Origin of the sequence: Allobosea sp. 2KB_26 (genome assembly GCF_052115715.1) — a bacterium.
In the GTDB taxonomy this organism is placed as follows: domain Bacteria; phylum Pseudomonadota; class Alphaproteobacteria; order Rhizobiales; family Beijerinckiaceae; genus Allobosea.
Genome location: NZ_JBFRHE010000002.1, coordinates 555,989 through 579,189 on the forward strand (window position 1 = coordinate 555,989; position 23,201 = coordinate 579,189).

23 protein-coding genes are annotated in these 23,201 nt (G+C 65.9%); 12 read left to right on the forward strand and 11 right to left on the reverse strand.

Going from position 1 to position 23,201, the window contains the following annotated elements; all coding sequences use genetic code 11:
* The first annotated feature begins 66 nt into the window (after nucleotides 1–66).
* The 8 genes from AB4099_RS10715 to cysN all read left to right on the forward strand — a co-directional run bounded on the left by AB4099_RS10715 (nucleotide 67) and on the right by cysN (nucleotide 7,822).
* Nucleotides 67–1,008: an ABC transporter permease gene (locus AB4099_RS10715; RefSeq protein WP_441478038.1), complete on the forward strand. Its 942-nt coding sequence runs from the start codon at nucleotides 67–69 to the stop codon at nucleotides 1,006–1,008.
* 47 nt (nucleotides 1,009–1,055) lie between these two features.
* Nucleotides 1,056–1,997, forward strand: coding sequence for a sugar ABC transporter substrate-binding protein (locus tag AB4099_RS10720; RefSeq protein ID WP_441478039.1), 942 nt, complete (start codon nucleotides 1,056–1,058; stop codon nucleotides 1,995–1,997).
* 63 nt (nucleotides 1,998–2,060) lie between these two features.
* On the forward strand, nucleotides 2,061–2,834 hold the full coding sequence (locus AB4099_RS10725; protein WP_441478040.1) for an ATP-binding cassette domain-containing protein: 774 nt from the start codon (nucleotides 2,061–2,063) through the stop codon (nucleotides 2,832–2,834).
* Between the two features lies 1 nt (nucleotide 2,835).
* Entirely contained in the window at nucleotides 2,836–3,762 is a 927-nt protein-coding gene (locus AB4099_RS10730; protein ID WP_441478041.1) for a nucleoside hydrolase, read from the forward strand.
* Between the two features lie 13 nt (nucleotides 3,763–3,775).
* Nucleotides 3,776–4,294, forward strand: coding sequence for a hypothetical protein (locus AB4099_RS10735; RefSeq protein ID WP_441478042.1), 519 nt, complete (start codon nucleotides 3,776–3,778; stop codon nucleotides 4,292–4,294).
* Between the two features lie 173 nt (nucleotides 4,295–4,467).
* Nucleotides 4,468–5,289, forward strand: coding sequence for a phosphoadenylyl-sulfate reductase (locus tag AB4099_RS10740; protein WP_441478043.1), 822 nt, complete (start codon nucleotides 4,468–4,470; stop codon nucleotides 5,287–5,289).
* Complete coding sequence (gene cysD / locus AB4099_RS10745; protein WP_441478044.1) at nucleotides 5,286–6,188, forward strand: sulfate adenylyltransferase subunit CysD; 903 nt, start codon at nucleotides 5,286–5,288, stop codon at nucleotides 6,186–6,188. Before AB4099_RS10740 ends, cysD begins: the two co-directional genes overlap by 4 nt.
* Nucleotides 6,188–7,822: a sulfate adenylyltransferase subunit CysN gene (gene cysN / locus AB4099_RS10750; RefSeq protein WP_441478045.1), complete on the forward strand. Its 1,635-nt coding sequence runs from the start codon at nucleotides 6,188–6,190 to the stop codon at nucleotides 7,820–7,822. Before cysD ends, cysN begins: the two co-directional genes overlap by 1 nt.
* Nucleotides 7,823–7,870: 48 nt before the next feature.
* Here the strand turns inward: cysN and AB4099_RS10755 are convergent, their stop codons facing one another.
* The 6 genes from AB4099_RS10755 to AB4099_RS10780 are packed head-to-tail and all read right to left on the reverse strand — an operon-like array spanning nucleotide 7,871 to nucleotide 13,293.
* On the reverse strand, nucleotides 7,871–8,278 hold the full coding sequence (locus tag AB4099_RS10755; protein ID WP_113519281.1) for a RidA family protein: 408 nt from the start codon (nucleotides 8,276–8,278) through the stop codon (nucleotides 7,871–7,873).
* A gap of 45 nt (nucleotides 8,279–8,323) precedes the next feature.
* Complete coding sequence (locus tag AB4099_RS10760) at nucleotides 8,324–9,967, reverse strand: benzoate-CoA ligase family protein (protein ID WP_441478046.1); 1,644 nt, start codon at nucleotides 9,965–9,967, stop codon at nucleotides 8,324–8,326.
* Nucleotide 9,968: 1 nt separating this feature from the next.
* The gene (locus AB4099_RS10765; protein WP_441478047.1) at nucleotides 9,969–11,159 is read right to left on the reverse strand and encodes an acyl-CoA dehydrogenase family protein; all 1,191 of its coding nucleotides are present in this window, start codon (nucleotides 11,157–11,159) and stop codon (nucleotides 9,969–9,971) included.
* Between the two features lies 1 nt (nucleotide 11,160).
* Entirely contained in the window at nucleotides 11,161–11,994 is an 834-nt protein-coding gene (locus AB4099_RS10770) for an enoyl-CoA hydratase family protein (protein ID WP_441478048.1), read from the reverse strand.
* Nucleotides 11,991–12,533, reverse strand: coding sequence for a MarR family winged helix-turn-helix transcriptional regulator (locus AB4099_RS10775; RefSeq protein WP_441478049.1), 543 nt, complete (start codon nucleotides 12,531–12,533; stop codon nucleotides 11,991–11,993). The genes AB4099_RS10770 and AB4099_RS10775 overlap by 4 nt, the downstream gene beginning before the upstream one ends.
* A 4-nt stretch (nucleotides 12,534–12,537) precedes the next feature.
* Entirely contained in the window at nucleotides 12,538–13,293 is a 756-nt protein-coding gene (locus AB4099_RS10780; RefSeq protein ID WP_441478050.1) for an SDR family NAD(P)-dependent oxidoreductase, read from the reverse strand.
* A 222-nt stretch (nucleotides 13,294–13,515) separates the two neighbouring features.
* On the opposite strand from AB4099_RS10780, the gene AB4099_RS10785 reads away from it, so the two are divergent.
* The 3 genes from AB4099_RS10785 (at nucleotide 13,516) to AB4099_RS10795 (ending at nucleotide 17,859) form a co-directional block, all read left to right on the forward strand.
* A complete protein-coding gene (locus tag AB4099_RS10785) occupies nucleotides 13,516–15,840 on the forward strand; it encodes a bifunctional salicylyl-CoA 5-hydroxylase/oxidoreductase (protein WP_441478051.1) in 2,325 nt (774 codons plus the stop codon).
* Nucleotides 15,841–15,912: 72 nt separating this feature from the next.
* Entirely contained in the window at nucleotides 15,913–16,668 is a 756-nt protein-coding gene (locus AB4099_RS10790) for a metallophosphoesterase family protein (protein WP_441478052.1), read from the forward strand.
* Between the two features lie 243 nt (nucleotides 16,669–16,911).
* Nucleotides 16,912–17,859 carry a ring-cleaving dioxygenase gene (locus tag AB4099_RS10795; protein WP_441478053.1) on the forward strand — a complete coding sequence of 316 codons (948 nt, stop codon included), beginning with the start codon at nucleotides 16,912–16,914 and terminating at the stop codon, nucleotides 17,857–17,859.
* Between the two features lie 115 nt (nucleotides 17,860–17,974).
* On the opposite strand, the gene AB4099_RS10800 is transcribed toward AB4099_RS10795, so the two are convergent.
* Together AB4099_RS10800 and AB4099_RS10805 are read right to left on the reverse strand one after the other, a co-directional pair.
* Entirely contained in the window at nucleotides 17,975–19,606 is a 1,632-nt protein-coding gene (locus AB4099_RS10800; protein ID WP_441478054.1) for an AMP-binding protein, read from the reverse strand.
* 146 nt (nucleotides 19,607–19,752) lie between these two features.
* Nucleotides 19,753–20,691: a glycine reductase gene (locus tag AB4099_RS10805; protein WP_113519272.1), complete on the reverse strand. Its 939-nt coding sequence runs from the start codon at nucleotides 20,689–20,691 to the stop codon at nucleotides 19,753–19,755.
* A 151-nt stretch (nucleotides 20,692–20,842) separates the two neighbouring features.
* Here AB4099_RS10805 and AB4099_RS10810 point away from each other — a divergent pair, with 151 nt between their 5' ends.
* Nucleotides 20,843–21,778 (forward strand): helix-turn-helix domain-containing protein, encoded by a 936-nt coding sequence (locus tag AB4099_RS10810; protein ID WP_113519271.1) that lies wholly within the window; start codon nucleotides 20,843–20,845, stop codon nucleotides 21,776–21,778.
* Between the two features lie 110 nt (nucleotides 21,779–21,888).
* Here the strand turns inward: AB4099_RS10810 and AB4099_RS10815 are convergent, their stop codons facing one another.
* From AB4099_RS10815 to AB4099_RS10825, 3 genes are all read right to left on the reverse strand, one after another.
* On the reverse strand, nucleotides 21,889–22,194 hold the full coding sequence (locus tag AB4099_RS10815; protein ID WP_113519270.1) for a hypothetical protein: 306 nt from the start codon (nucleotides 22,192–22,194) through the stop codon (nucleotides 21,889–21,891).
* A 380-nt stretch (nucleotides 22,195–22,574) separates the two neighbouring features.
* Nucleotides 22,575–22,856: a hypothetical protein gene (locus AB4099_RS10820; RefSeq protein ID WP_113519269.1), complete on the reverse strand. Its 282-nt coding sequence runs from the start codon at nucleotides 22,854–22,856 to the stop codon at nucleotides 22,575–22,577.
* A gap of 184 nt (nucleotides 22,857–23,040) precedes the next feature.
* Nucleotides 23,041–23,201, reverse strand: a 161-nt coding sequence (locus tag AB4099_RS10825) for a DNA translocase FtsK (protein ID WP_441478069.1), incomplete at its 5' end; no start/stop codon positions are given.

Consider the following 23,201-nt stretch of genomic DNA (forward strand, 5'->3'; position numbering starts at 1 on the left):
TCTCCCCATCAGCCCTTTGCGCTGCCCAGAGGCCGCATGGCGCTTCCGTTGCGGGGAACGCACTGAATGCGCACGCTTGTCGAACGGCATGGCACCGCATTGGCGGGGCTCGCCCTGATTGGATTTTTCGTCGCCTTCGCGCCGAATTTCGCGAGCCCGGGCAACCTCCTGAACATCGCCAAAGACACGAGCTTCCTCGCCATCCTTGCACTCGGCTTTGCGCTCGCCCTGACCATCGCCGAGCTCGATCTCTCGATCGCCGAGGTCGCGAGCCTGGCTGCAGTCGCCGCCGGCTGGTTCATCCAGGCGGGCTATGACCCCGCGATCGCGGTCCTGGCTGCTCTTGCGGTGGGCGCCGGGCTCGGGGCCTTCAACGGCTTTGGCGTCACGGTGCTGAAGGTTCCTTCGCTGATCGTGACGCTGGGCACGGCCGCCATCGCCAAGGGGCTTGCCTTCATGATCACGCAGGGCGTCGCCTTTGTCGGGCGCTGGCCGGCCGGTTTCACCGGCCTGGCACGCGGAACGACGCTCGGCCTGCCCAATCTGATCTGGTTCCTGCTTGCGGCGACCGGCATCTCCTATGTGCTGCTGAAATGGACCCGCACCGGCGCCCATATGGCGGCAACCGGCGAGGCGGATGAGGCGGCGCGGCTCGCGGGCATCGCTACCATGCGGATGAAGCGACTTGGCCTGCTGCTGGCCGGCGTTTTCGCCTCGATCACCGCCGTGCTGCTCGCGGCGAGCCTGTCCTCCGCCGCTCCGAACATGGCCGGCGACTATTTTCTCTACGCCATTGCGGCCGTGCTGCTCGGCATGACGATGTTCGAGCCCGGCAAGCCCAATGTGGCCGGCACGGTCTTTGCCGCGCTCGTGCTCAAGGTGCTCGGCAACGGGCTCGTGCTGATGGGCGCAGCCTATTACGTGCAGGATATCGTGCTTGGCATCATCATCATCGGCTCGGTCGCATTCTCGGCCAGCGTGGTGCGGAAGGCAGCCTTCAAGGTTTGAACGCAACAACGCCGCGCAGCCATCCGCGCGGTCCGGAGGGGGTAGTCATGAAGTTCGTGAAGATGGTTGCGGTCAGCTGTCTGGCGCTGGCCTGGGGCGTCGGCAGCGCCTCCGCATTCGAGCTCGGCGTCATCGGCTTCCAGTTCACCTCGGAGACGCATGCGCGCGTTGCAAATGCGGCTGCAGCTGCGGCCAAGGCCAAGGGCTGGAACGTCACCCTGCTGAATTCCGAAGGCGCGCTGCCGAAGCACGCCGAGCAGTTCGATGCGCTGATCGCCAAGAAGGTCGACGCCATCATCGTCGCCATGGGCAAACCGGTCGAGGCGGAAGCCCAGTTCAAGGCCGCGAAGGACAAGGGCATCCCGGTCATCACGGTCCAGTCCGGCGCCGGGCCGTACTCGCTGTTCGACATCCAGACCAATGAATACAAGGTCGGTGCGGACGCAGCCCTCTATCTGCTCGGGCAGATGGGCTATACCGGAAACCTGATGTCTGTGCGTTTCGACGGCAATATCGCCTCACGCATTCGCGGCAAGGTGCTCGACGTCGTCCTGTCCGAGAACACTGCGGTCAAGGAAGTCGGCAAGCACGGCATGGCGCGTACCCAAAGCTGGCGCGACGATGTCCGCAGCGGCGTGCAGGCGCTGCTCCTGCGCAACCAGGGCAAGATCAACGGTATCTGGGCCTCCTTTGACGGTCAGGCCTACATCATCGACGATTTGCTCAAGGCGCAGGGCGTGAAGAAGGGCGAAATTCCGCTCGTTTCCGTCGATGGCGGCGCCGAAACCTATCGTCGCATTGCCGACCCGGACAGCACCTTCCTCGCGACCGTCACCGTTCCCTTCGAGGAAATGGGCGTGAAGGCGGTCGAGGCTGTCGAGGCCATCGCCGTGAAGAAGCAGCCGGTGAGCGCGATCACGACCGGCCCCTATCTCTTCATGGACGCAGTCGTCGTCGACAAGAACAACGTCAAGGACTTCCTGAAATAGGGTGGTCCTTGTGCGGGCCGGCCCTCGCGCCGGCCCGCTGCGCGCCTTCCGGAGAGCATGCGGATGACAGACAAGGCGGCCTCGGAGCCCATCTTCGCGATGCGCTCGATCGGCAAGAATTATGGTGCCGTCCAGGCACTGAGCGGTATCGATCTCGACGTCCATGCCGGCGAGGTGCTGGCAATCTGCGGCGACAATGGCGCCGGCAAGTCGACGCTGATCAAGATCATGTCGGGTGCCGAGGCACCGACCGCCGGCACCATTCGCCTGCGTGGCCGCGAGGTGCATTTCCGCTCGCCGCATGACGCACTCGAGCAGGGCGTGGCGACGATCTACCAGGAGCTTGCCCTCGCGCCGCGCCTGTCGATCGCCGCCAATGTCTTCATGGGCGCCGAGCTGACGCGCCCGCTCGTGCTGCCTTTCCTGCGCGTGCTCGACAAGGCGCGGATGGCGGACGAGGCGAGGGGCTATCTGCGCCGGTTGTCGGTGCAGATCGAGGACATGACGCGCCCGGTCGAGCGGCTCTCCGGCGGGCAGCGCCAGGCGGTGGCGATCTCGCGGGCGCTTCGCTGGAACGCCGAGGTCATCATCATGGACGAGCCGACCGCTGCGCTCGGCGTCAAGGAAACGGCGCAAGTGCTTGATCTCGTACGCCATCTCAAGGCGGAGGGACGCACGGTCCTGCTCATCAGCCACAACATGCGCGACGTGGTCGCGCTGGCGAGCCGGGTCGTGATCCTGCGCAGCGGTCGCAAGCTGCACGACCTGCCGATCGGCGATCTCACCCCCGACGATCTCAGCCATCTCATCATGTCCGCCCCGGCGCTGGCGGCCTGAGATGGCACGGCCGATCATTATCGACACCGATCCCGGGCAGGACGACGCTGTTGCCCTGCTGCTCGCCCTTGCGCAGCCGGACGAACTCGACATTCGCCTGGTCAGCACGGTCGCGGGCAATGTCGGGATCGACCTGACCACCGCCAACGCGCTGCGCGTCCGCGATCTGGCGGCGCGCCCCGATGTACCCGTGCAGGCGGGCATGGCGCAGCCAATGCTGGAGCCGCTCGAGACCGCGGAATTCGTGTCCGGCCCCGACGGCCTGAGCGGCGCCGGACTGCCGCCCGCCGCCTCGTCGGCGGCTCCCGGCCATGCCGTCCAGGGGATCGTCGAGATCCTGCGCGCGGCCGCGGATGGCAGCATCACGATCTGCGCGCTGGGCCCTCTGACCAATGTCGCGATGGCCTTGCGCCTCGCCCCGGAGCTTGCGCCGAGACTGCGCGAGATCGTGGTGATGGGCGGAGCTATGGGCCTCGGCAATATTACACCGGCGGCCGAGTTCAATTTCTATGTCGATCCGCATGCCGCGGCCATCGTCCTCGGAGCGGGCGTTCCTGTCACGCTGTTTGGCCTGCATGCGACGCATCAGGCGATCGCCTCGTCGGCGGCCATGGCGCGGCTGGACGGGCTCGGTACCCGCACGGGGCGGGCGGTTCATGGCATGCTGACGCGTCCGCGTCCGGGCGGGCTCGGCACGGCGGCCCACCCCATGCACGACCCATGCGTCATCGCCTGGTTGCTCTGGCCCGAACTGTTCAAGGGCCGTGATTGCCACGTCGAAATCGAGCTCGTCGGCAATGTCCGGGGCCGCTCGACCATCGACTGGAACGGCAGGACGAAGCGCCCAGCGAACGCCTTCGTCGTCAACGAGGTCGACGCCGACTGCCTGTTCGAGCGCATGATCGATGCGCTCGCCCGCTTGCCCTAAGGATTGCTGAATCATGACCCATCCGGTCGACGAGTGTCTCGCCGAGGCCGAGGCCGCGATTGCGCGCATGAAGGAGGCCGCGATCGCCGCGCGCCACCAGCATGCGCGTGCCGAATTGATGCGCCATATGCGGACCACGGCCAGCAAGGTCGTCACGCGACCGCTCGATGAGGCGGTCGCGCTCGTCTCGCGGGAATGGATGAAGGCCTGGAGCCTCGATGCCGGCGCCTATCCCGAGCTGGCCCATGACGTCACCGCCTTCACCGCTGCCTTCTGCGCCGACGCGCGCGAGAGCACGGAGCAGACGCAGGCCGCGATCCGGGTTGCCGTTGCTGCGTTGGAAGCGGGCTTCCGCGCCGTCGGCACGAGCCTGAGCGACCAGATGGCCTTCCGCTCCGAATGCGCCCATGGCTGGTGGCAGAGCGTCGTGGCCTTGCCGGCCGAACTGCGGGCCACCGATCGCCGCAACATTCCGCGCGCTGGCGAGGATGCGCCGTTCTGGAGCGCCGGCGCCCAGCCGCATTGCGGCTGAGGCCTTCATCTCCGGGCATGGCCATCCCCGCTGAGGCGCCAGCATCGGCGAAAGGTTCTTCTCTTCATTTTGTGAAATAAGAAAAACCACACTACCTCATGTGAATTGCCCCGTTGGGCGTTCGGGTATAGCTGAATTGTTCGATTTACAGAACAATACAGGCGGCCAAGGCCATGGCCAGAGACCCCTTCGATCCGCGCCTATCCGCACAACAAGGCGCGCCTACTGATGCAATTGGCTTGCCCGAGCGCGCTGCTGACCTCGTTCGCGCGTTCGGCAAGTCGGATGCGCGCCACCGTCTCATGGGATTGCGCCAGGCGGTTTCGGGACGGATCGTTTTCACCACCAGTTTCGGCCTCGAGGATCAGGTCCTCACCCATCTGATCGCTCGTGCCGGGCTTCCGATAGAGATCGTCACCCTCGACACCGGCAGGTTCTTTCCCGAGGTCTACGGTCTCTGGGAGGAGACCGAGCGCCGCTATGGTTTGGCGATCCGGCCATTCTACCCGCGCCATGACGCGATCGAGCTCTATGTCCGTCAGAACGGCATCAACGGCTTCTATGCCTCCCGCGAGGCCCGCAAATCCTGCTGCGACATCCGCAAGGTCGAGCCGCTCGGCCGGGCCCTGGACGGAGCGGAGATCTGGATCACCGGCTTGCGGTCCGACCAGTCGGCGGCGCGTGGCAGCGTCGCGCTCGCGGAGGCCGATACTGAGCGCGGCCTGATCAAGTTCAACCCCTTGCTCGACTGGTCGCGCGAGGCCGCGCTGAGTTTCTCCAAGGCAGAAGGAATCCCGCTCAATCCTTTGCACGACAAGGGCTTTGTCTCGATCGGCTGCCAGCCTTGCACCCGTGCGATCGCGCCGGCTGAGCCGGAGCGGGCCGGGCGCTGGTGGTGGGAAGACGACGCGGCCAAGGAATGCGGCCTGCATGTCGGGCCAGACGGGAAGCTGGCCCGGGCCAAGGCAGCCGGAGCGGTGGAGGTCCGGCCATGATCCAGCTCAGCCATCTGCAGAAGCTCGAAGCCGAAGCGATTTTCATCATGCGCGAGGTTGTGGCGACCTGCGACAAGCCGGTACTGCTCTATTCGATCGGCAAGGATTCCGCTGTTCTGCTGCATCTTGCCCTGAAGGCGTTCTATCCGGCCAAGCCGCCATTCCCGTTGCTCCATGTCGATACGACCTGGAAGTTCCGCGAGATGATCTCCTTCCGTGACGAGACGGCCGAGCGGCTCGGGCTCGATCTGCTCGTCCATATCAACCAGGACGGGGTCAGGGCCGGCATCGGGCCCTTCGCCTCGGGCTCGCGCGTCCATACCGACGTGATGAAGACGCAAGGGCTGAAGCAGGCGCTCGACCTGCACAAATTCGATGTCGCCTTCGGCGGCGCGCGGCGCGACGAGGAGAAGAGCCGCGCCAAGGAGAGGATCTTCTCGCTGCGCAGCGCCGAGCATCGCTGGGATCCGAAGAACCAGCGCCCGGAGCCCTGGCAGCTCTTCAACACCCGCAAGCACAAGGGCGAGAGCTTTCGCGTCTTTCCGCTCTCCAATTGGACCGAGCGCGATGTCTGGGACTACATCGCACTCGAGAACATTCCGGTCGTACCGCTCTACTTCGCCGCCCCGCGTCCCGTCGTTCGTCGCGAGGGAGCTTGGATCATGCGCGACGACGAGCGCATGGAGCTTGCGCCCGGCGAGGTCGTCGAGACCCGCATGGTCCGCTTCCGGACGCTCGGCTGCTACCCGCTGACCGGCGCGGTCGAGAGCGAAGCCGCAAGCCTCACCGACATCATCGCTGAGATGCGCTCATCGCGCGCCTCCGAACGTCAGGGCCGTGTCATCGACCATGACGGCGCCGGCTCGATGGAACAGAAGAAGCAGGAAGGGTACTTCTGATGGCAGTCGCCGCCGAGAAGAAGCGCCCGGGCGCCACGGCTCCACTCCCCGCCAACGATGCCTCCGGACTGAGCGAAACCGCCCAGCATTCGCTGCTGCGCTTCATCACCTGCGGCTCGGTCGATGACGGCAAGTCGACGCTGATCGGGCGCGTGCTCTATGAGGCCGGAGCGGTCTTCGACGATCAGCTCAGCGCCCTCGACGCCGATTCCCGCAAATTCGGCACGCAAGGTGCGGAGCCTGACTTCGCGCTGCTGGTCGACGGGCTCTCGGCCGAGCGCGAGCAGGGCATCACCATCGATGTCGCCTATCGCTATTTCGCGACGGAGAAGCGCAGCTTCATCGTCGCCGATACGCCGGGCCACGAGCAATATACCCGCAACATGGCGACCGGCGCCTCGACCGCCGACCTCGCCATCATTCTGGTCGACGCCCGCAAGGGCCTGCTGCCGCAGACACGGCGCCACTCCTTCATCGTCTCGCTGGTCGGCGTCCGCCACGTCGTGGTCGCGATCAACAAGATGGACCTCGTCGGTTACGACGAAGCCGTTTTCGAACGGATCGCTGCGGATTATCGCGCAGCGGTGAAGAGCCTCGGCTTCAGGTCGATCGACATCATCCCGGTTTCGGCGCGGGACGGCGAGAATGTGATGCGCCCCTCAGCCGCGATGCCCTGGCATACGGGACCGGCGCTGCTGCCTCTGCTGGAGTCCATCGTCGTCGAACAGGAGACGCGCGACGAGGCCGGCTTCGTCCTGCCCGTGCAATGGGTGAACCGACCCGATCTGGATTTCCGTGGCTATGCCGGCACAGCGGCCCGCGGCCGTGCCCGCGTCGGCGATGCCGTCACAGTGCTGCCGTCCGGGCGCAGCAGCACGATCGCGCGGCTGATTACCCCGTCAGGCGAAGCCAGCAACGCGGCGGCGGGGCAGGCCGTCACCCTGACCCTGGCTGACGAGATCGACATTTCGCGCGGGGACGTCATCGCTTCCGCGGCGAGCCCGGTTCCCGTCCGGCGCGAGCTCCGGGCGCGGCTGCTATGGACTGGCGAGCGCGCCATGCTGGAGGGCGGTCAGTTCGTGCTGAAGCTCGCGACCCAGGCCGTGAACGCCACGATCGGCGCGCTGGATCACAGCATCGACATCGAGGGCTTCAAGCCGGTGCCGGCGCAGGTCCTGCGCATGAACGGGATCGGCCTGGTGACGCTGCGGCTCGACCGGCCGCTGGCCACCTTGCCCTATCAGGAGAGCCGGGATCTCGGCGGCTTTATCCTGATCGATCGGATCAGCAACGAAACGGTCGCCTTTGGTTTCGTGGTCGCCGAGCCGGGCGCGGGGCGAAGCCTGAACCCGGCGGAGGCGCTCGGTACGGCCGACCGCCTGCGACAGGCGCGCAACCGCCTGATCGGCGCTCCCGGCACGCCGGATCGGCGGCTCTGGTGGAGCGCCGTGAGTTGGCGCCTGCTCAGCACGGCAGGACTGTTCGGAGCAGCCCTTGCACTGACCGGCCGGCCCGGCGTCTCGGGTGTCCTCGCGCTCGGCGACCTCGCCCTGCGCCCGACCTTGCGCGGCCTTCATGCCCGGCTGTGGCAGAAGCACCCATCAGCCGCGCTTCAGGACGGCGCCGGCATCTGATCGATCGAGATCGTTTCGCCGGATGCAGGATGGCGGGTCGCAGCGTCCTCAGCCCGCGACCACCGCCGTCGCCTCAATCTCGATCAGCGCCTGCGGCTCGACCAGCGCGACGACCTGAACGACCGCCATCGCCGGAAAATGCCGCCCGAGAGTCTCGCGATAGATCGGCCCCATATCCTTCAGGCTGGCGCGATAGGCCTCGATATCGGTGACATACCAGGTCAGCCGCACGATATCCTCGATGCGCCCGCCGCCGGCCTCGACCACAGCCTTGATATTGGCGAGGGTCTGACGGAGCTGCGGCAGAAACCCCTCGGCGAAGACACCGTGCTCATTCCAGCCGACGAGACCGCCTGTCACGAGCACACGGCCTTCGGCGACCATGCCGTTGGCATAGCCGCGCGGCACCGGCCAGCCCTCGGGCAGGATCGCGCGTGATGCTGGAAGGTTCGACATGGCGGAGCCTCGGTCTTTGGCCGTTTCGGCCTGTTCTTGGGGGAATCAGGTCTCGGTGAGTGCCAACTGGCGCAGCGCGAAACGCTGCAGCTTGCCCGTCGCCGTCTTCGGCAGGGCCGGGACGAACGCGATGGCGCGCGGGTATTTATAGGGCGCGATACCCGCCTTCACATGCTCCTGCAATGCCTTGGCGAGGGCCGTATCGCCGCGGATGCCGTCGCGCAGCACGACATAGGCCTTGACGACCTGGCCCCGGTCCGGACAGGGCGCCCCCACCACGCCGCACTCGGCGACATCGGGATGGGTAAGAAGGCAGGCTTCGACCTCCGGCCCGGCAATGTTGTAGCCGGCAGAGATGATCATGTCGTCCGAACGGGCCTGGTACCAGAAATAGCCGTCCGCATCGCGCAGATAGGTATCGCCGGTGATGTTCCAGCCGTCCTGCGCATATTTCGCCTGCCTGGGATCGGCGAGATAGCGGCAGCCGGTCGGGCCGCGCACCGCGAGGCGTCCAGGCGTGCCATCGGGCAGGGGATTGCCGGCCTCGTCGACGATCCGCGCCTCGTAGCCAGGAACGGGCAGGCCGGTGGCGCCCGGCCTTATCGCCTCGCGCGGCGCGGAAATGAAGATATGCAGCATCTCGGTGGCGCCGATGCCGTCCATCAGCGGCAGCCCCGTCCGCTTCAGCCAGACTTCGAAGGTCGCCTTGGGCAGGGATTCCCCGGCCGAGACGCAGATGCGCAGGGAAGAGATATCGCGGCCGTCGAGCTTGTCGAGCATGGCGCGATAGGCCGTCGGCGCCGTGAAGCAGACGCTCGCCTTGTGGCGCTCGATCGCTGTGACGAGATCGGCGGGGGCGGCCCTGTCGGGCAGCACCATCGCGGCACCGATCCGCATCGGGAACAGCACGAGTCCGCCGAGCCCGAAGGTGAAGGCGAGCGGCGGCGAGCCGATGAAGCGGTCTTCCGGTGCCGCCTTCAGCACGTGCGCGCCATAGGTGTCGCAAATGGCGAGCAGATCCTGGTGGAAATGCATGGTGCCCTTCGGCTCGCCAGTGGTGCCCGACGTGAAGCCGATCAGGCAGACATCATCGCGGGCGGTATCGGCGGCGGTGGCGTTCTCATAGCCCGCCCGCGCCATCAGCGCTTCGAGATCGGTCGGCGTGCCTCCGCCCCAGGTCACGATGCGCGGGAGCTCGGGAGTCTGTGTCTGGGCCGTCCGGAGATCATCGATCAGGCGGTGATCGCACAGGGCCAATGTGATCTTCGCCTTGCGGATGGGGTAGGCGAGTTCGCCGGCGCGCAGCATCGGCATGGTCGCGACCGCGACGCCGCCCGCCTTCAACACGGCGAGATAGGCCGCGACCATCATCGGCGTATTGGCGGCCCGCAGCAGCACACGATTGCCCGGCCGCATCCCAAGATCGCGGGTCAGCACATTGGCAATGCGGTTCACGCGCTCCGCGAGTTCGGCATAGGTCCAGACCTCGCGGTCCGAGATGATGGCGATGCGTTCGCCATGCCCCTCGCTGACGTGACGATCGAGCAGTTCGGTCGCGACATTGAGCCGCTCGGGATAGGCGAGGCCGGCATCTGTGACCTTGAGGTCGGGCCAGCTGTCGCGCGGTGGCAGATTGTCCCGCGCGAAACTGTCCAGATGTCCTGACCGCACGAACTCCGCCTGCGCCATCTCAGCCTCCGCTCATGGCATTCGCCTTCAGGAGATCGCGCGCGATGACGACCTTCTGAACCTCGCTGGCGCCCTCATAGATTCTGAGCGCCCTGATCTCGCGATAGAGCTCCTCGACCTTGACGCCCCTGGTCACGCCGAGTCCGCCATGGATCTGGACGGCGCGGTCGATGACGCGCTGGGCGTTCTCGGTTGCGACGAGCTTGGCGAGCGCAGCTTCGCGCGTGACGCGCGGCGCCCCCTTGTCCTTGGTCCAGGCCGCCCGGTAGACCAGCAGGGCCGCGGCATCGACCTCGGCCGCGCTGTCCGCGATCGCGGCCTGCGAGAGCTGCAGATCGCCGAGCGTTCCGCCAAAGAGCTTTCTGCCATTGGCGTGCGACACGGTCTCGTGCAGCGCGCGCCGGGCGAATCCGAGCGCCGCAGCGCCGACCGTCGAGCGGAATATGTCGAGGGTCGCCATCGCGACCTTGAACCCATCGCCGGGCCCGCCGATCCGGTTGGCGACCGGGACACGGCAGGCTTCGAAGCGGAGCGTGGCAAGCGGGTGCGGCGCAATCACATCGATGCGCTCTGCAATGCTCAGGCCGGGCGTGTCGGCCTCGACCAGGAAGGCAGAGAGCCCGCGCGCGCCGGGCGCCTCGCCCGTCCGTACGAAGACGACATAGTGGTCCGCAATGCCGCCATTCGAGATCCAGGTCTTCTCGCCGTCGATGCGGACATGGCTGTTGCCGTCAGGCGCGGCCGTCGTCGCCATGGCAGCGACATCCGAGCCCGCTTCCTTCTCGGAGAGGGCAAAGGCTGCGATGCGTCTGCCGTCGCGGATGCCTGGCAGGATGCGGGCCTGCATAGCCTCCGAACCGGCAAGCGAGATCGAACCGGTACCAAGCCCCTGCATGGCGAAGGCGAAATCCGCGAGCCCGTCGCGCGCCGCAAGAATTTCGCGGGCGAGGCAGAGTGTGCGAACGTCCAGGGCCTCGCCGAGCCCGCCATGCGCCGCCGGCACGACGGCCCTCAGGAAGCCGGCCTCGCCAAGCGCCTTCACCCGCGCCCGGCAGGCGGCATCGACATCGTCATGGGGCAGGCCGGGCAGAGTGGCGTCGGCCCAATCTGCGAGATCCCTGGCAAAGGCGCGATGACGGTCCTCGAAGAACGGCCAGTCGAGCGTATCGCCAAGAATGCCGGTCCCGATCATCTCAGTTCCCCTCGAAGACCGGCTTCTGCTTGGCGGCGAAGGCGTGATAGGCGCGGGCGAAATCCTCGGTCTGCATGCAGAGCGCCTGCGCCACGGCTTCGGCCTCGATCGCCGCCTCGACCGACATCGCCCACTCCATCTCGAGCATGCGCTTGGTCATTGCGTTGGCGAAGGTCGGCCCATCCGCCAGTTCGCCGGCGAGTGCCTGCGCCTCGCCGAGCACCGCTTCCTTGCCGACGAGCCGGTTGAGGAACCCCCAGCGCTCGGCTTCCTCGCCCTTGAGCACACGGCCGGTGTAGAGCAGCTCGGCCGCCCGGCCCTGGCCGATGATGCGCGGCAGCATCGCGCAGGCGCCCATGTCGCAGCCGGCAAGGCCGACGCGGTTGAACAGGAAGGCGATCTTGGTCTCGGGCGTGCCGAAGCGGATATCCGAGGCCATCGCCATGATCGCACCCGCGCCGGCGCAGATGCCGTCGATCGCCGCGATCACCGGCTGCGGGCAGCCGCGTATCGCCTTGACCAAGTCTCCGGTCATGCGGGTGAATTTGAGCAGATCCTTGGTGTCCATCGCGACCAGTGGTCCGATGATCTCCAAGACATCGCCGCCGGAGGAGAAATTGCCGCCGGCTCCGGTGATCACGACCGCCTTGACCTCTTCCTCCTTCTGCGCGGCGAGGAAGAAATCGGTGAGCTCGCGGTAGCTCTCGAAGGTAAGCGGGTTCTTCTTGTCCGGCCGGTTCAGCGTCACTGTCGCGACTTTGCCGGCAACGCCCAAGCCGAAATGCGCCGGTTTGAAGCCGGCGAGCGGCAAGGTGGTGGCGTTGGCGATGCTCATGCGTTCTCTCCCCGGCCCGCCGCTTCATCGGCGCGGCGCTTGATGGCCTGGTGCAGAGAGGCCTTGGTCTGTCCGAGCAGGCGGAAGAGCTGGACGATCTCGGGCTGGTCGAGGCCGGCGAAGAGCTCGGCGATCCAGCCTTCATGCCGCTCCGCCATGGCGCGAAAACTCTTGCGGCCCTGCGCCGTCAGCGTCAGCACCTGGACGCGCCGATCCTGCGCGGCCGGGCGCTTGTCGACCAGCCCGTCGGCCAGCAGGCCAGCGACGACGGCCGTGACATTGCCGTTCGAGACCATCAGCCGCTGCGAGACCTCGCCGACCGTCATGCCCGTCGTCGATTTGTCGAGCTGCGCCATCAGGTCGAAGCGCGGCAGCGTCGTCTTGAATTCCTCGCGCAGGCGATTGCGGATCTCGGTCTCGATCAGGGTCGAGCAGGTCAGCATCCTGAGCCAGAGCCTGAGCTCGTCCTTGTGATCGCCGGGACGCTCGCTTGCCTTGGTCTCACGGTCGAGGATGAGGCCGGGGGAGGGTGTTTCCATCGCTCTAGAACTCCCCGCCATTGATCAGGATCGACTGGCCGGTGATCCCGGCACTGGACGGACCGCAGAGGTAGAGCACGGCTGCCGCGACCTCTTCCGGAGCGATCAGCCGGCCCTGGGGGTTGCCCTTGACCAACTCCGCCAGCGCCTGCTCGCCCGGCTTTCCGGTTTTGGCGGTGATCGCCTCGATGCTGTCCGCCACCATGTCGGTATCGGTATAGCCGGGGCAGATCGCATTCACCGTGATGCCGGATCGGGCAGCCTCCAGCGCCAGTGAGCGCGTCAGCCCGATGACCGCATGTTTGGCCGCGACATAGGCCGAGACATAGGGATAGCCGCGGTGCCCGGCGGTGGAGGCGATCGCGATCAGCCGCCCCTCGCGGCGCTCGGTCATGCCGGGCAGGGCCGCCCGGAAGGCATTGACCGTGCCGATCAGGTTCAACTCGAACATCCGCCGGAAGCGCTCAGCGTCGCTCTTCAGGAACGGCCCAGTCTCGACCCCGCCTGCATTGGCGACGACGATATCCAGCGGCCGTTCTCTGGAGAGAGTGCCGATCGCCGCCGCGACAGCTGCCTCATTGGTGACATCGGCGAGCGCGAAGCTATCGGCATCGCCCTCGGCAATGGCGCTCTGCAGGGTCGCCGCGCTGCGGCCGATGATCGAGACATGCGCACCGGCCGCCTTGAGAGCGCCGGCAACAGCCCGGCCGATGCCACGCCCGCCGCCCGTCACCAGAGCATGTCGTCCCGCCAGATCCATGACGCCGAGCCTCCTCATGCCGAGCAATATATTTTAGGTCTGAAGCAATTTGCAAGCGAGGCTTGGAACGAGCGCATGATCGTGAATTGCGCGCGGCAATGGCGGAATACGTATAGAATTGGACTTGCTCCCGCCCTCCACGTTGAAGCCACGGCGATCCCCCTTGAGGAAAAAATATTTCAGGCTTAAAATAATATCCGTCACAGCCGGGGAGGATGGGTGATGCGCATTGCGGTCGTCGGGGGCGGTCCTGCCGGACTCTATTTCGCGCTGCTGATGAAACGTGACTGGCCGGGGCTGGACGTCACGGTCTTCGAACGCAACCAGCCTGACGACACGTTCGGATTCGGCGTCGTCTTTTCCGACCAGACGCTCGATACCTTCAAGGCGGCCGACCCTGAAAGCTACGGCGCGATCATCGACAATTTCGCCTACTGGGACGATATCGAGATCCGCTTCAAGGACACGCTCCATCGTGTCTCCGGCAACGGCTTTTGCGGCTGCTCGCGCCGCTCGCTGCTGATGCTGGTGCAGGAGCGCTGCCGAGAGCTCGGCGTCACGCTGAAATTCGGAACGGAAGCCGATGACATCGAAGCGCTGAAGCGCAACTTCGATCTCGTGGTCGCGGCCGACGGTATCAACAGCCGCATCCGCGAAGGCTGGCGCGACCGCTTCAGGCCACAGGTCGATCTCCGGCCGAACAAGTTCACCTGGATGGGTTCGACCCGCCCCTTCGACGCCTTCACCTTCTTCTTCAAGGAAACCGAGCACGGGCTCTTCATTGCCCATTGCTATCAGTACGAGGCCGGGCGCTCGACATGGGTGCTGGAGACGGACCCCGAGACCTTTGCGAAAGCCGGTCTGGAGGGCATGGACGAAGCCGCCTCGGCCGCCTTCCTCGAAGGCGTCTTCGCGGAGGAGCTGCAGGGTCACCGGCTGATCACCAATCGCTCGCTCTGGCGCAATTTCCCGATGATCCGCTGCGAGAACTGGGTCTCGGACAATGTCGTGCTGATCGGAGACGCCAAGGCGACGGCGCATTTCTCCATCGGGTCGGGCACCAAGCTGGCAATGGAGGACGCGATCGCGCTGCATCGTGCCTTCGGCAAGGCGAAGCTCGACGTCTCCGCCGCCCTGTCGCTCTACGAACGGACCCGGCGCGAAGAGGTCGAGAAGACGCAGCACGCGGCGGATGTCTCGCTGGTCTGGTTCGAGCAGCTGCGACGCTTCTGGAATTTCGATCCGTTGCGCTTTGCCTTCGGTCTGATGACGCGCTCGAAGGCGATCACCTATGACAATCTCGCTCTGCGCGCGCCCGCCTTCGTCGCGGCCATCGACACGCTTGTGGCAGACGAAGTCGGCTCCACGGCGCGGCGCAAGCGCGACGGTTCCCCCGTGGCACCCGCCTTCCAGCCGTTCCGGCTCCGCGAGATGCAGGTCGAGAACCGCATGGTGCTCTCGCCCATGTGCCAGTATTCGGCGGTAGAGGGCCTGCCGACGGACTGGCACCTGATGCACTATGGCTCGCGGGCCATTGGCGGGCCGGGCTTGATCGTCAGTGAGATGACGTGCGTCGCCGCCGACGCCCGCATCACGCCCGGCTGCACCGGCCTCTACAGCGACGAGCAGGAGGCGGCCTGGACGCGCATCGTCGACTTCGTTCACGCGAACTCGGCCGCAAAGTTTTGCCTGCAGCTCGGGCATGCCGGCCGCAAGGGCGCGACCAGGCTGATGTGGGAGGGGATGGACCGGCCGCTTCTCGCAGGGGCCTGGCCGATCATCTCGGCCTCGCCCTTGCCCTATTATCCCGAGAGCCAGGTGCCGCGCGAGATGACGCGCGCCGACATGGACCGCGTGCGCTCCGAGTTCGTCGCCGCAGCCGAGCGCGGCGAGCGGGCAGGCTTCGATATGCTGGAGCTGCATTGCGCCCATGGCTATCTGCTGGCGAGCTTCCTCTCGCCGCTGACGAACCACAGGACGGACGCCTATGGCGGCTCGCTCGAGAACCGCCTGCGCTACCCGCTCGAGATGTTTCGGGCGCTGCGCGAGGCCTGGCCGCGGGAGAAGCCGATGTCCGTTCGCATTTCGGCGACGGACTGGAAGGAAGGCGGCCTGTCGCCCGCGGATTCCGTCGCCATTGCGGCCGCCTTTGCCGGGGAGGGCTGCGACCTCGTCGATGTTTCCACCGGGCAGACCGTGAATGACAGCCGGCCGATCTATGGCCGCATGTTCCAGACGCCGTATTCGGACCGCATTCGCAACGAGGCGCGCATCGCCACCATGTGCGTCGGCAACATCACCACGGCCGATCAGGTGAACACGATCATTGCATCCGGCCGCGCCGATCTCGTCGCGCTCGGGCGTCCGCATCTGGCGGACCCGTCCTTCGTGCTGCGCGCCGCGGCCTGGTATGGCGTCGATATCCCGCAACCGGTGCAGTACCAGCCCGGCAAGGATCAATTGATGCGCAACACGCCGCGCGAGCGCGAGGACCTGACGGAGCTCAAGCTCAAGGCCAAGCCGGGGCGGCACGCGGACGCACATTAGCCATTCACCCTTGCCGCGCGCGAAACGACGGGCGACAAGGCCCGGCGATCAGATACCGCCGGAGCCAAGCCCATGGATGCCGCCAACCCGCCGCTCGCCGGCCGCCAGCCGGCAATACCTGACGGCCTGCGCATCTATGCGGTGGGCGACGTCCATGGCCGCCTCGATCTGCTGCGCGAGATCGAGGCCCAGATCGACGCGGATGCCCGTTCAGCCTCAGGCAAGCGCGTCATCCAGGTCATGCTTGGCGACTATATCGACCGCGGTCCCGACTCCTCCGGCGTGATCGCTCATCTCATCGACAAGCGGCGCGAACGTGAGCTCGTCACGCTGCGCGGCAATCATGAGGACTACACGCTCGGCATTCGCCATGCGCCCGATCTCGTATTGCGCTGGTGCCGGTTTGGCGGTGTCGAGACGCTGGCATCCTACGGCATTGACTTGGCCGAGTTCGACGAGGTCGAGGAGGATCTGGCGTGCCGTCAGATCGTGCAGCGCTTCTTCGCAGCGCAACCGGCCGACCACGCCGCATTCATCGCGCAGGCGCCCCTGAACTGGCGCTGCGGTGACTATCTTTTCGTGCATGCCGGCATCCGCCCGGGCATTCCCCTCGGCGAGCAATCCGAACAGGACATGCTCTGGATCCGGCACGAATTTCTCGACAGCGAAGAGGATTTCGGTTTCGTCGTGGTTCACGGGCATACGCCGACGACTGCCCCGGTCATCCGCCCGAACCGCATCGGTATCGACACGCGCGCCTATGAAACGGGGCAGCTGACCTGCGTGGTGCTCGAAGGCACCGACCGGCGAATCCTGACGACAGGCTGAGCCGGTCGCAACCCGGAACCTCGCCGGCCACCATTCGTTCGGGAACAATGGTCCTGGCTCGTGCCGGCCCTGTATCATGGGAATGACGGGGCAACCCGCCTGACCCACTCGCGGGCACAGTCCAGTTTATTGCATTTCCGCAATGTCATCGTGGCAACAGGCGATCTGTTGTTGCATTCGAAAGCGGTTATCTCTGCTGCGAACACTGGCCAACGGGCCAAGGAAGCGATCAGGAGGTCACCCATGAAGCTCACAGGCATCCATCACGTCACCGCGATCTCGGCCAACGCGCCGCAGAACCGGCGCTTCTATGTCGAGACGCTCGGCATGCGCATGGTCAAGAAGACGGTCAATCAGGACGACACCTCGGCCTATCATCTGTTCTACGCCGACGGCGCCGGCTCGCCCGGCACCGACCTGACCTTTTTCGACTGGCCGGCTCCTCCGGCCAAGCGCGGCACCCATTCGATTACCCGCACCTCCCTGCGCGTCGCTGACGAGACGTCGTTGGACTGGTGGCGCGAGCGGCTGACGGCGGCTGGCGTCACGGTTTCGGATATCCGTGCCATCAATGCCCGCGCCGCGATCGATTTCGAGGATCCGGAAGGCCAACGCCTGACGCTGATCGCCGATGGCGGTGCGATTCCCTTCGTGGCCTGGGACAGGAGTTCCGTGCCCGCCGAACATCAGATCCGCGGCCTTGGCCCGGTGACGATTTCCGTGCCGAAGCTGGAGCGGACCGAGCTCGTGCTGGGCAAGCTGCTCGGCCTTGAGCGCATCGCGGACTATCGCGACGCGGCTCATGCGACCGGCGACATCCACGTCTTCAAGGTCGGCGATGGCGGGCCGGCGGCGGAGCTGCATGTCGCGGTAGAGCCCGACCTGCCACAGGCGCGCGAAGGGGCGGGCGGTGTCCACCATCTTGCGCTGCGGACGCCGACCTTCGGCGAGTACGATGAATGGGCGGAGCGCCTGCGCGCGGCCGGCTATCCCAATAGCGGTCCGGTCGACCGCTTCTATTTCCGCTCGCTCTATCTGCGCGAGCCGAATGGAATCCTGATCGAGATCGCCAGCGATGGCCCCGGCTTCGCGACCGATGAACCGGCGGAAACAATGGGCGAAAAGCTCTCGCTGCCGCCCTTCCTGGAACCGAAGCGCCGGCAGATCGAGGCCAATCTGAAGCCGCTCTAAAAGCACCGGCTCGAAAAACGGATAGCGGCTTTCGGGACAGCCGATCCGCAAACAGAAGACATGATCATCGGATCGGATCTCGCATCCGGTCCGATGATCAAACCCGCCAGGCGGCTCAACCGAGCCGCTCGGCTCTGACGCGGATCCCGGCGGCGTCACGGTCGAAAGTATCGGGCGTGACGCCTTCGCTGCGCAGCACATGCTTCTGCAGCTTGCCGCTCGCCGTCTTCGGAAGTTCGTCTACGACGCGGATGAAGCGCGGCACCATGTAATGCGCGATGCGCTCCGCCAGGAAATTCACCAGCTCGGTCTGGTCGAGTGCGCCGCTGGCGACCGGGTTGACCACGGCCAGCACCTCGTCCTCGCCATGTTCGCTCGGCACCGCGACGGCAACCGCCTCGCGAACCCCGGGATGGGCCAGGATCTCGCTCTCCAGTTCGAAGGACGAAATGTTCTCGCCGCGCCGGCGGATCACGTCCTTGAGCCGGTCGACGAAGAAGAAGCGCCCGTCCGGCATCTGGCGAAAAGCGTCGCCGGTGTGGAACCAACCATTGCGCATCGCCGCGACCGTCGCCTCGGCATTCCCGTAATAGCCCTTCAGCAGCGCCCAGGGCCGGTGCGAGCGAACCAGCAATTCGCCGACCTCGCCCCTTGGCACTTCCCGGTCGTGGATATCGGCGACCCGCAGCTCGAACCAGGGGCGCGGCAATCCTGCGAGCCCTTGCTCCGCAATGCCGGGACCGGCGCTGAGCGGACTGGCGATTTCCGTCATGTTGTAGACGGTGTGCAGAGCGACGCCGAAGCGCTCGCGGAAGGGCACAGCGTCCTCGCCGAAGGGCACGATGAACGCCTTCTTCAGCGGGTGATCCCGGTCTCGCTCGCTGGCCGGCTGCTTCAGCAGGAATGTCGCCATGACGCCGAGCAGCAAGACCAGCGTGCTGCCCGTGCCGCGAACGGCATCCCAGAAATCCGCCGTGCGGAACTCGCGAACCATGCCGATCGACCCGCCGCAGGCCAGCATCGCATAGACATAGAGCGTCGAGCCGCAATGGAAGATCGGCCCGCAGACCAGACAGCAATCCTCGGGGCCGATGCAGTCGAATGCGTCAGGCCCCATCGTGTAGAGCTGCACATAGGACGATACCACGCCCTTGGCATTTCCGGTCGTGCCGGACGTGTACATGATCGCCTGGGTGTCCCAGGGCTCAATCGCGCGCTCCAGCGCCAGGGCATCGTCGCCAACCACCGCGGGGAGCTCGAACGGCGCGACAGTGACGCCTGCGAGCTGCGGCACCTCGTGCTCGCTCTCGCCGACCAGCAGCACCTGCCGCAGCTTGCCGGGATTGACCTCCGCCAGTCTCGCCACCAGCGCCCGATGTCCGATCATCAGCGCGGCGTCGGCATCGTCGAGCACATATTCGAGCGGGCGGCCGCGCGCAGCGGTGTTCAGCGGGACATAGACGGCGCCGAGATAGTTGATCGCGAACCAGGTCGCCAGCAGGTCGGGGCCATTGCCCATCCAGCACAGAACATGGTCGCCCTGCTTCACGCCGGCTGCGGCAAGGGCGGCGGCGCGCAAACGCACCTGTCGCAGCGCTTCGACATAGCTCCAGGTCACGCCGGGCCAGAACTGGACGAAACGCCGATCCGGAATTGTCCTGGCCTGGCGCTCGAGCATGTAGCGCAGCACGCACGCCTCGCTCCCGGGCACTTTCGCGGCATCTGCCAAATCCTTGCCAACCGTCATCAGCCGCGCTCCTCCAGGGCATCGCTCTGATCCGGCCAGGGGCGGGGCGGCGATTTCCGGTGAAAGCCTGCGGCAGATCCGGCGCCAGCGTCAATTGCGAGCGGCGCTCTGCGGCGTTGCCGCTGCTTCACACCAGAGCGGAAGTCTCAACCCGGCGCCTGTTCACGGATTGCCCTGGCGGTCTCCTTCTGCGCGTCGAAGGCGGCCCGTCGCTGCCGGATCTCATCGGGCGAGAGACGTTCGATATTGCAATAGTCCAGCTTCCAGTCCGGGGTAGCCCCCCAGATCAATGGGGACTGCACCGTGGTCCTTGGCGCCGGTGCCCGCTCCAGCGTGGCCAGAGCCAGATCGAGCGTGACGTCATGGGAACTGCGGTCGTTCGGTCGTCCGGCGGAATTGCCGAGCGGAAAATCCGAAAACAGGAAGCGCGGCACGCCGACATATTCGACGATGTCCTTGGCGCAGCCCATGACAACGGTCGCGATGCCATTCTCCTCCAGCGTCCGGGCGGCGAGACCGACGCTTTGATGGCAGACGGGGCAATTGGGCACCAGAATCGCTGCATCGACCGCATCCGCCGTGCAGCGGGCGACGATCTCCGGGCAATCGATCTCGAGCGTCACGCGGTGGCTGCGATTGGTCGGCAAGCCATGGAAGCGCGGCGCAATCGAGCCGAGCCGCCCTGAGATCGCCGCTCGGCGCAATGCGGCCAGCGGGAAATAGCTCCCGAGATCTTCGGCGGTCGTATGCGTACGGTCGATAGCGACATGGGCGATGCGCAGGTCGTGCTCGTCATCAGTATCGGCGGAATAGACGGAATAGAACTTGGCTGCGGCGTTGTAGGGCGCTCCCGGTCCCTGATCGCCCTTGTCCGGTTGGTAGGGGGCAGCCGTCGTGATGATCGTCACCCGGCATTCCGAAAGCGGCCTCGCCAAAGCCTGAAACGGCACCGCGGCGTAATGCGCCCACGCGTAGGGCTGACCATATCCCAGCGCCTGATAGTAAGTGCTGACACGCTGAAGATAGGGGATCGGCGCATCATGGACGGGCGCAAACCCGAATATGTCGCTGCGTTCGCCGACCATCGCGGGCGCTCCCGTTCCTGCCGCGACGCGGCATGGCCGCACGGTAGAGCAGCGTCGCGAGACGCTGCAATGCGCGGATGCCCTCAATCGGTCGGCCGCCAGTTCCGGCAGCGCTTGACCCTCCATCCGGTGGAGGCCCTAGGACAACGCCATGAAGGAAGAACGGCACACGATTGGCGAGCTTGCAAAGCTCAGCGGCGTCTCGGTCAGGCGGATTCGGTTCTATTCCGACAGCGGATTGCTGCCGCCGGCGACGCGGACCTTTAGCAACTACCGTGTGTATTCCGCGGAGGATGTCGCGCGTCTCGATCTGATCCGGGCGCTGCGCGATATCGGGCTCGGCCTCGCAGTCATCCGAAAGATCCTGTCGAGGCGGCTTTCGTTGACGGACGTTCTGACCATGCGCCTTCGCGCGTTGGAGGCGGAGATCGCCTCGCAGCGCCGCGTCGCCGCCGTCCTGCGCGCGACCTTGAAGTCGCCCGACCCCACCGAAACCGATCTCAGGAGATTATGGACCGTGACGACCCTTTCCAATGCCCAGTTTCGCCTGCTGGTCGAGCGCTTCTACGACGAGGTCGCCGGAGGCGCGCAGATGGACGATGCCTGGAAGCGCCAGATGATCGAGGCCAGCACACCCGAGCTTCCGGATGATCCGACGCCCGCGCAGATCGATGCCTGGGCCGAGCTTACGGCGATCATCACCGATGAAAGCTACATGGCAGAGATGCGGGCGAATGCCGGGGCCATGTGGACCGCTGAGTTCGATCCCGCCGCCTATGCCGAAGCCGCGAACCGGACCCTCGCCAAGGTTCGCGCCGCGATGGACGACGGTGCAAGGCCGGATTCCGCAAGCGCTGCCGCGATCGCACGGGAATGGCTTGAACTCTCAGCCCACGCAATGAAGCGCGCTCCCGATCGGGCCTTCCTGGATTGGCATCTCGATCAGTATCGGAAGCACCACGCCCGTTCGATCCGCTATCAGCAGCTGCTCGCCATCTTGCGCGGCGACGATGCAGGAGGCCCGGCGGGCTCCGAATGGCACTGGATCAATGAAGCGATGAGGCCGCTTCTGGCTCTACCGGAATGAGATCCGGAATGACGCGCGGATGCCGTGTCAGGGCGTCTCCCGCTCAGGGGGAGGTTGCGCCGCTGCTTGGGCTGCCGCGCCTTGGCATTTGCCTCAGGAGCCTTCCACTATCACTGCGATGTCGCCGCGCGGAAGCGAATGGCCCCGAAGATGTGGTCGAGCTCCCGGGTGAAGGTGGTGCTGAAGATGACCGCTTCGGCCTCAGCGCGTGGCACCGCCATCGACAGCAAGGTCTCCCTCACTTGCTCGCAATGGGCCCGGAGTTCCGAGAGGGTGACATGGGCCTCTTCCACGGAATCGGCGCCCAGCAGCGCCACGCGACCGAGGATCACGATTACGGCGGCCTCCAGCGCGGTGATGCTCGCAAGCAGAGCGGTATTCCGTGCCGGCCCGTAAGGATCGACTGCATATCCCATGACGCGTTCCTCCACTCAAGTTCCGCCCAGCGATAGGTACGGCCACGTGACGAAGCTCCCCCGAGGGTCTATCGCTGGAGTGCCCCCCATCGCGTGTCCGTCTTCGGCAAGGTCTGCATTCGGCAAGGTCTGCGCAGCGAAGTTCAGTGGGCTCCTGCCAGGAACCTCAGGCGCCGTTTCTACCCGACAATCCGGCTCGCAAACCTGACATGACGTGTCAGCCTAATGTCAGCTTCGGCGTCGTAGGGTTGCGGGTTGCCGGGCCGAGATGCATGCGCGCTCGCGCCAGACGTGGAACAACCGCTCACACAGCCTTCCGCGCAAGGGATGGGAAAGACGAAGGCGCGCGGCCTTGCCGTGCGCGCGGATTTCGCTCCTCCCTAGTCATACATCCCGCTCTTGCAGCGATAGCCGACGAAGCAGCTCGCTGTGTCGCGGCTCGGAACCCAGGCGGGATCGGCATATTCGTCGAACTCGCAGAAGCTGCGGTCGCGCACGAAGCGGTCATAGGTATAGCCGCCGGTACCGAGCACGATTGCGCCGTTGGCGATGACATCGTGCCGGCTGGCACTGCAGGGCCTGTTGACGGTGGAGGTCCGGGGCTGAGCCACTGCAAGATCGGCGGCCAACATCAGCATCAATGACAGAACGGCTCGGTTCATTGTCGCCTCCGGTGCGAGCGATGCTAAGGCCGCATAGTAACCGCATCGGCTGCGCAACGTACCCGTCTTCGCTCGCCGTGCCGAACGGGCGAGGGTGCCGCGTCCCGATCCGGCAGCTGACAGGGTCGCTAACGCACGACGCTGCCAGTGCGGCAGCGCCGTCTCCGCCCGCAGGAGATGGAGATCAAGGCGACGCGCTGGCCTCGACGAGGATCTCTCGCTTGCCGGCGTGGTTGGCGGGGCCGACGATGCCCTCGTTCTCCATGCGCTCCATGATCGAGGCGGCGCGGTTGTAGCCGATCTGCAGGCGGCGCTGGATATAGGAGGTCGAGGCCTTCTTGTCGC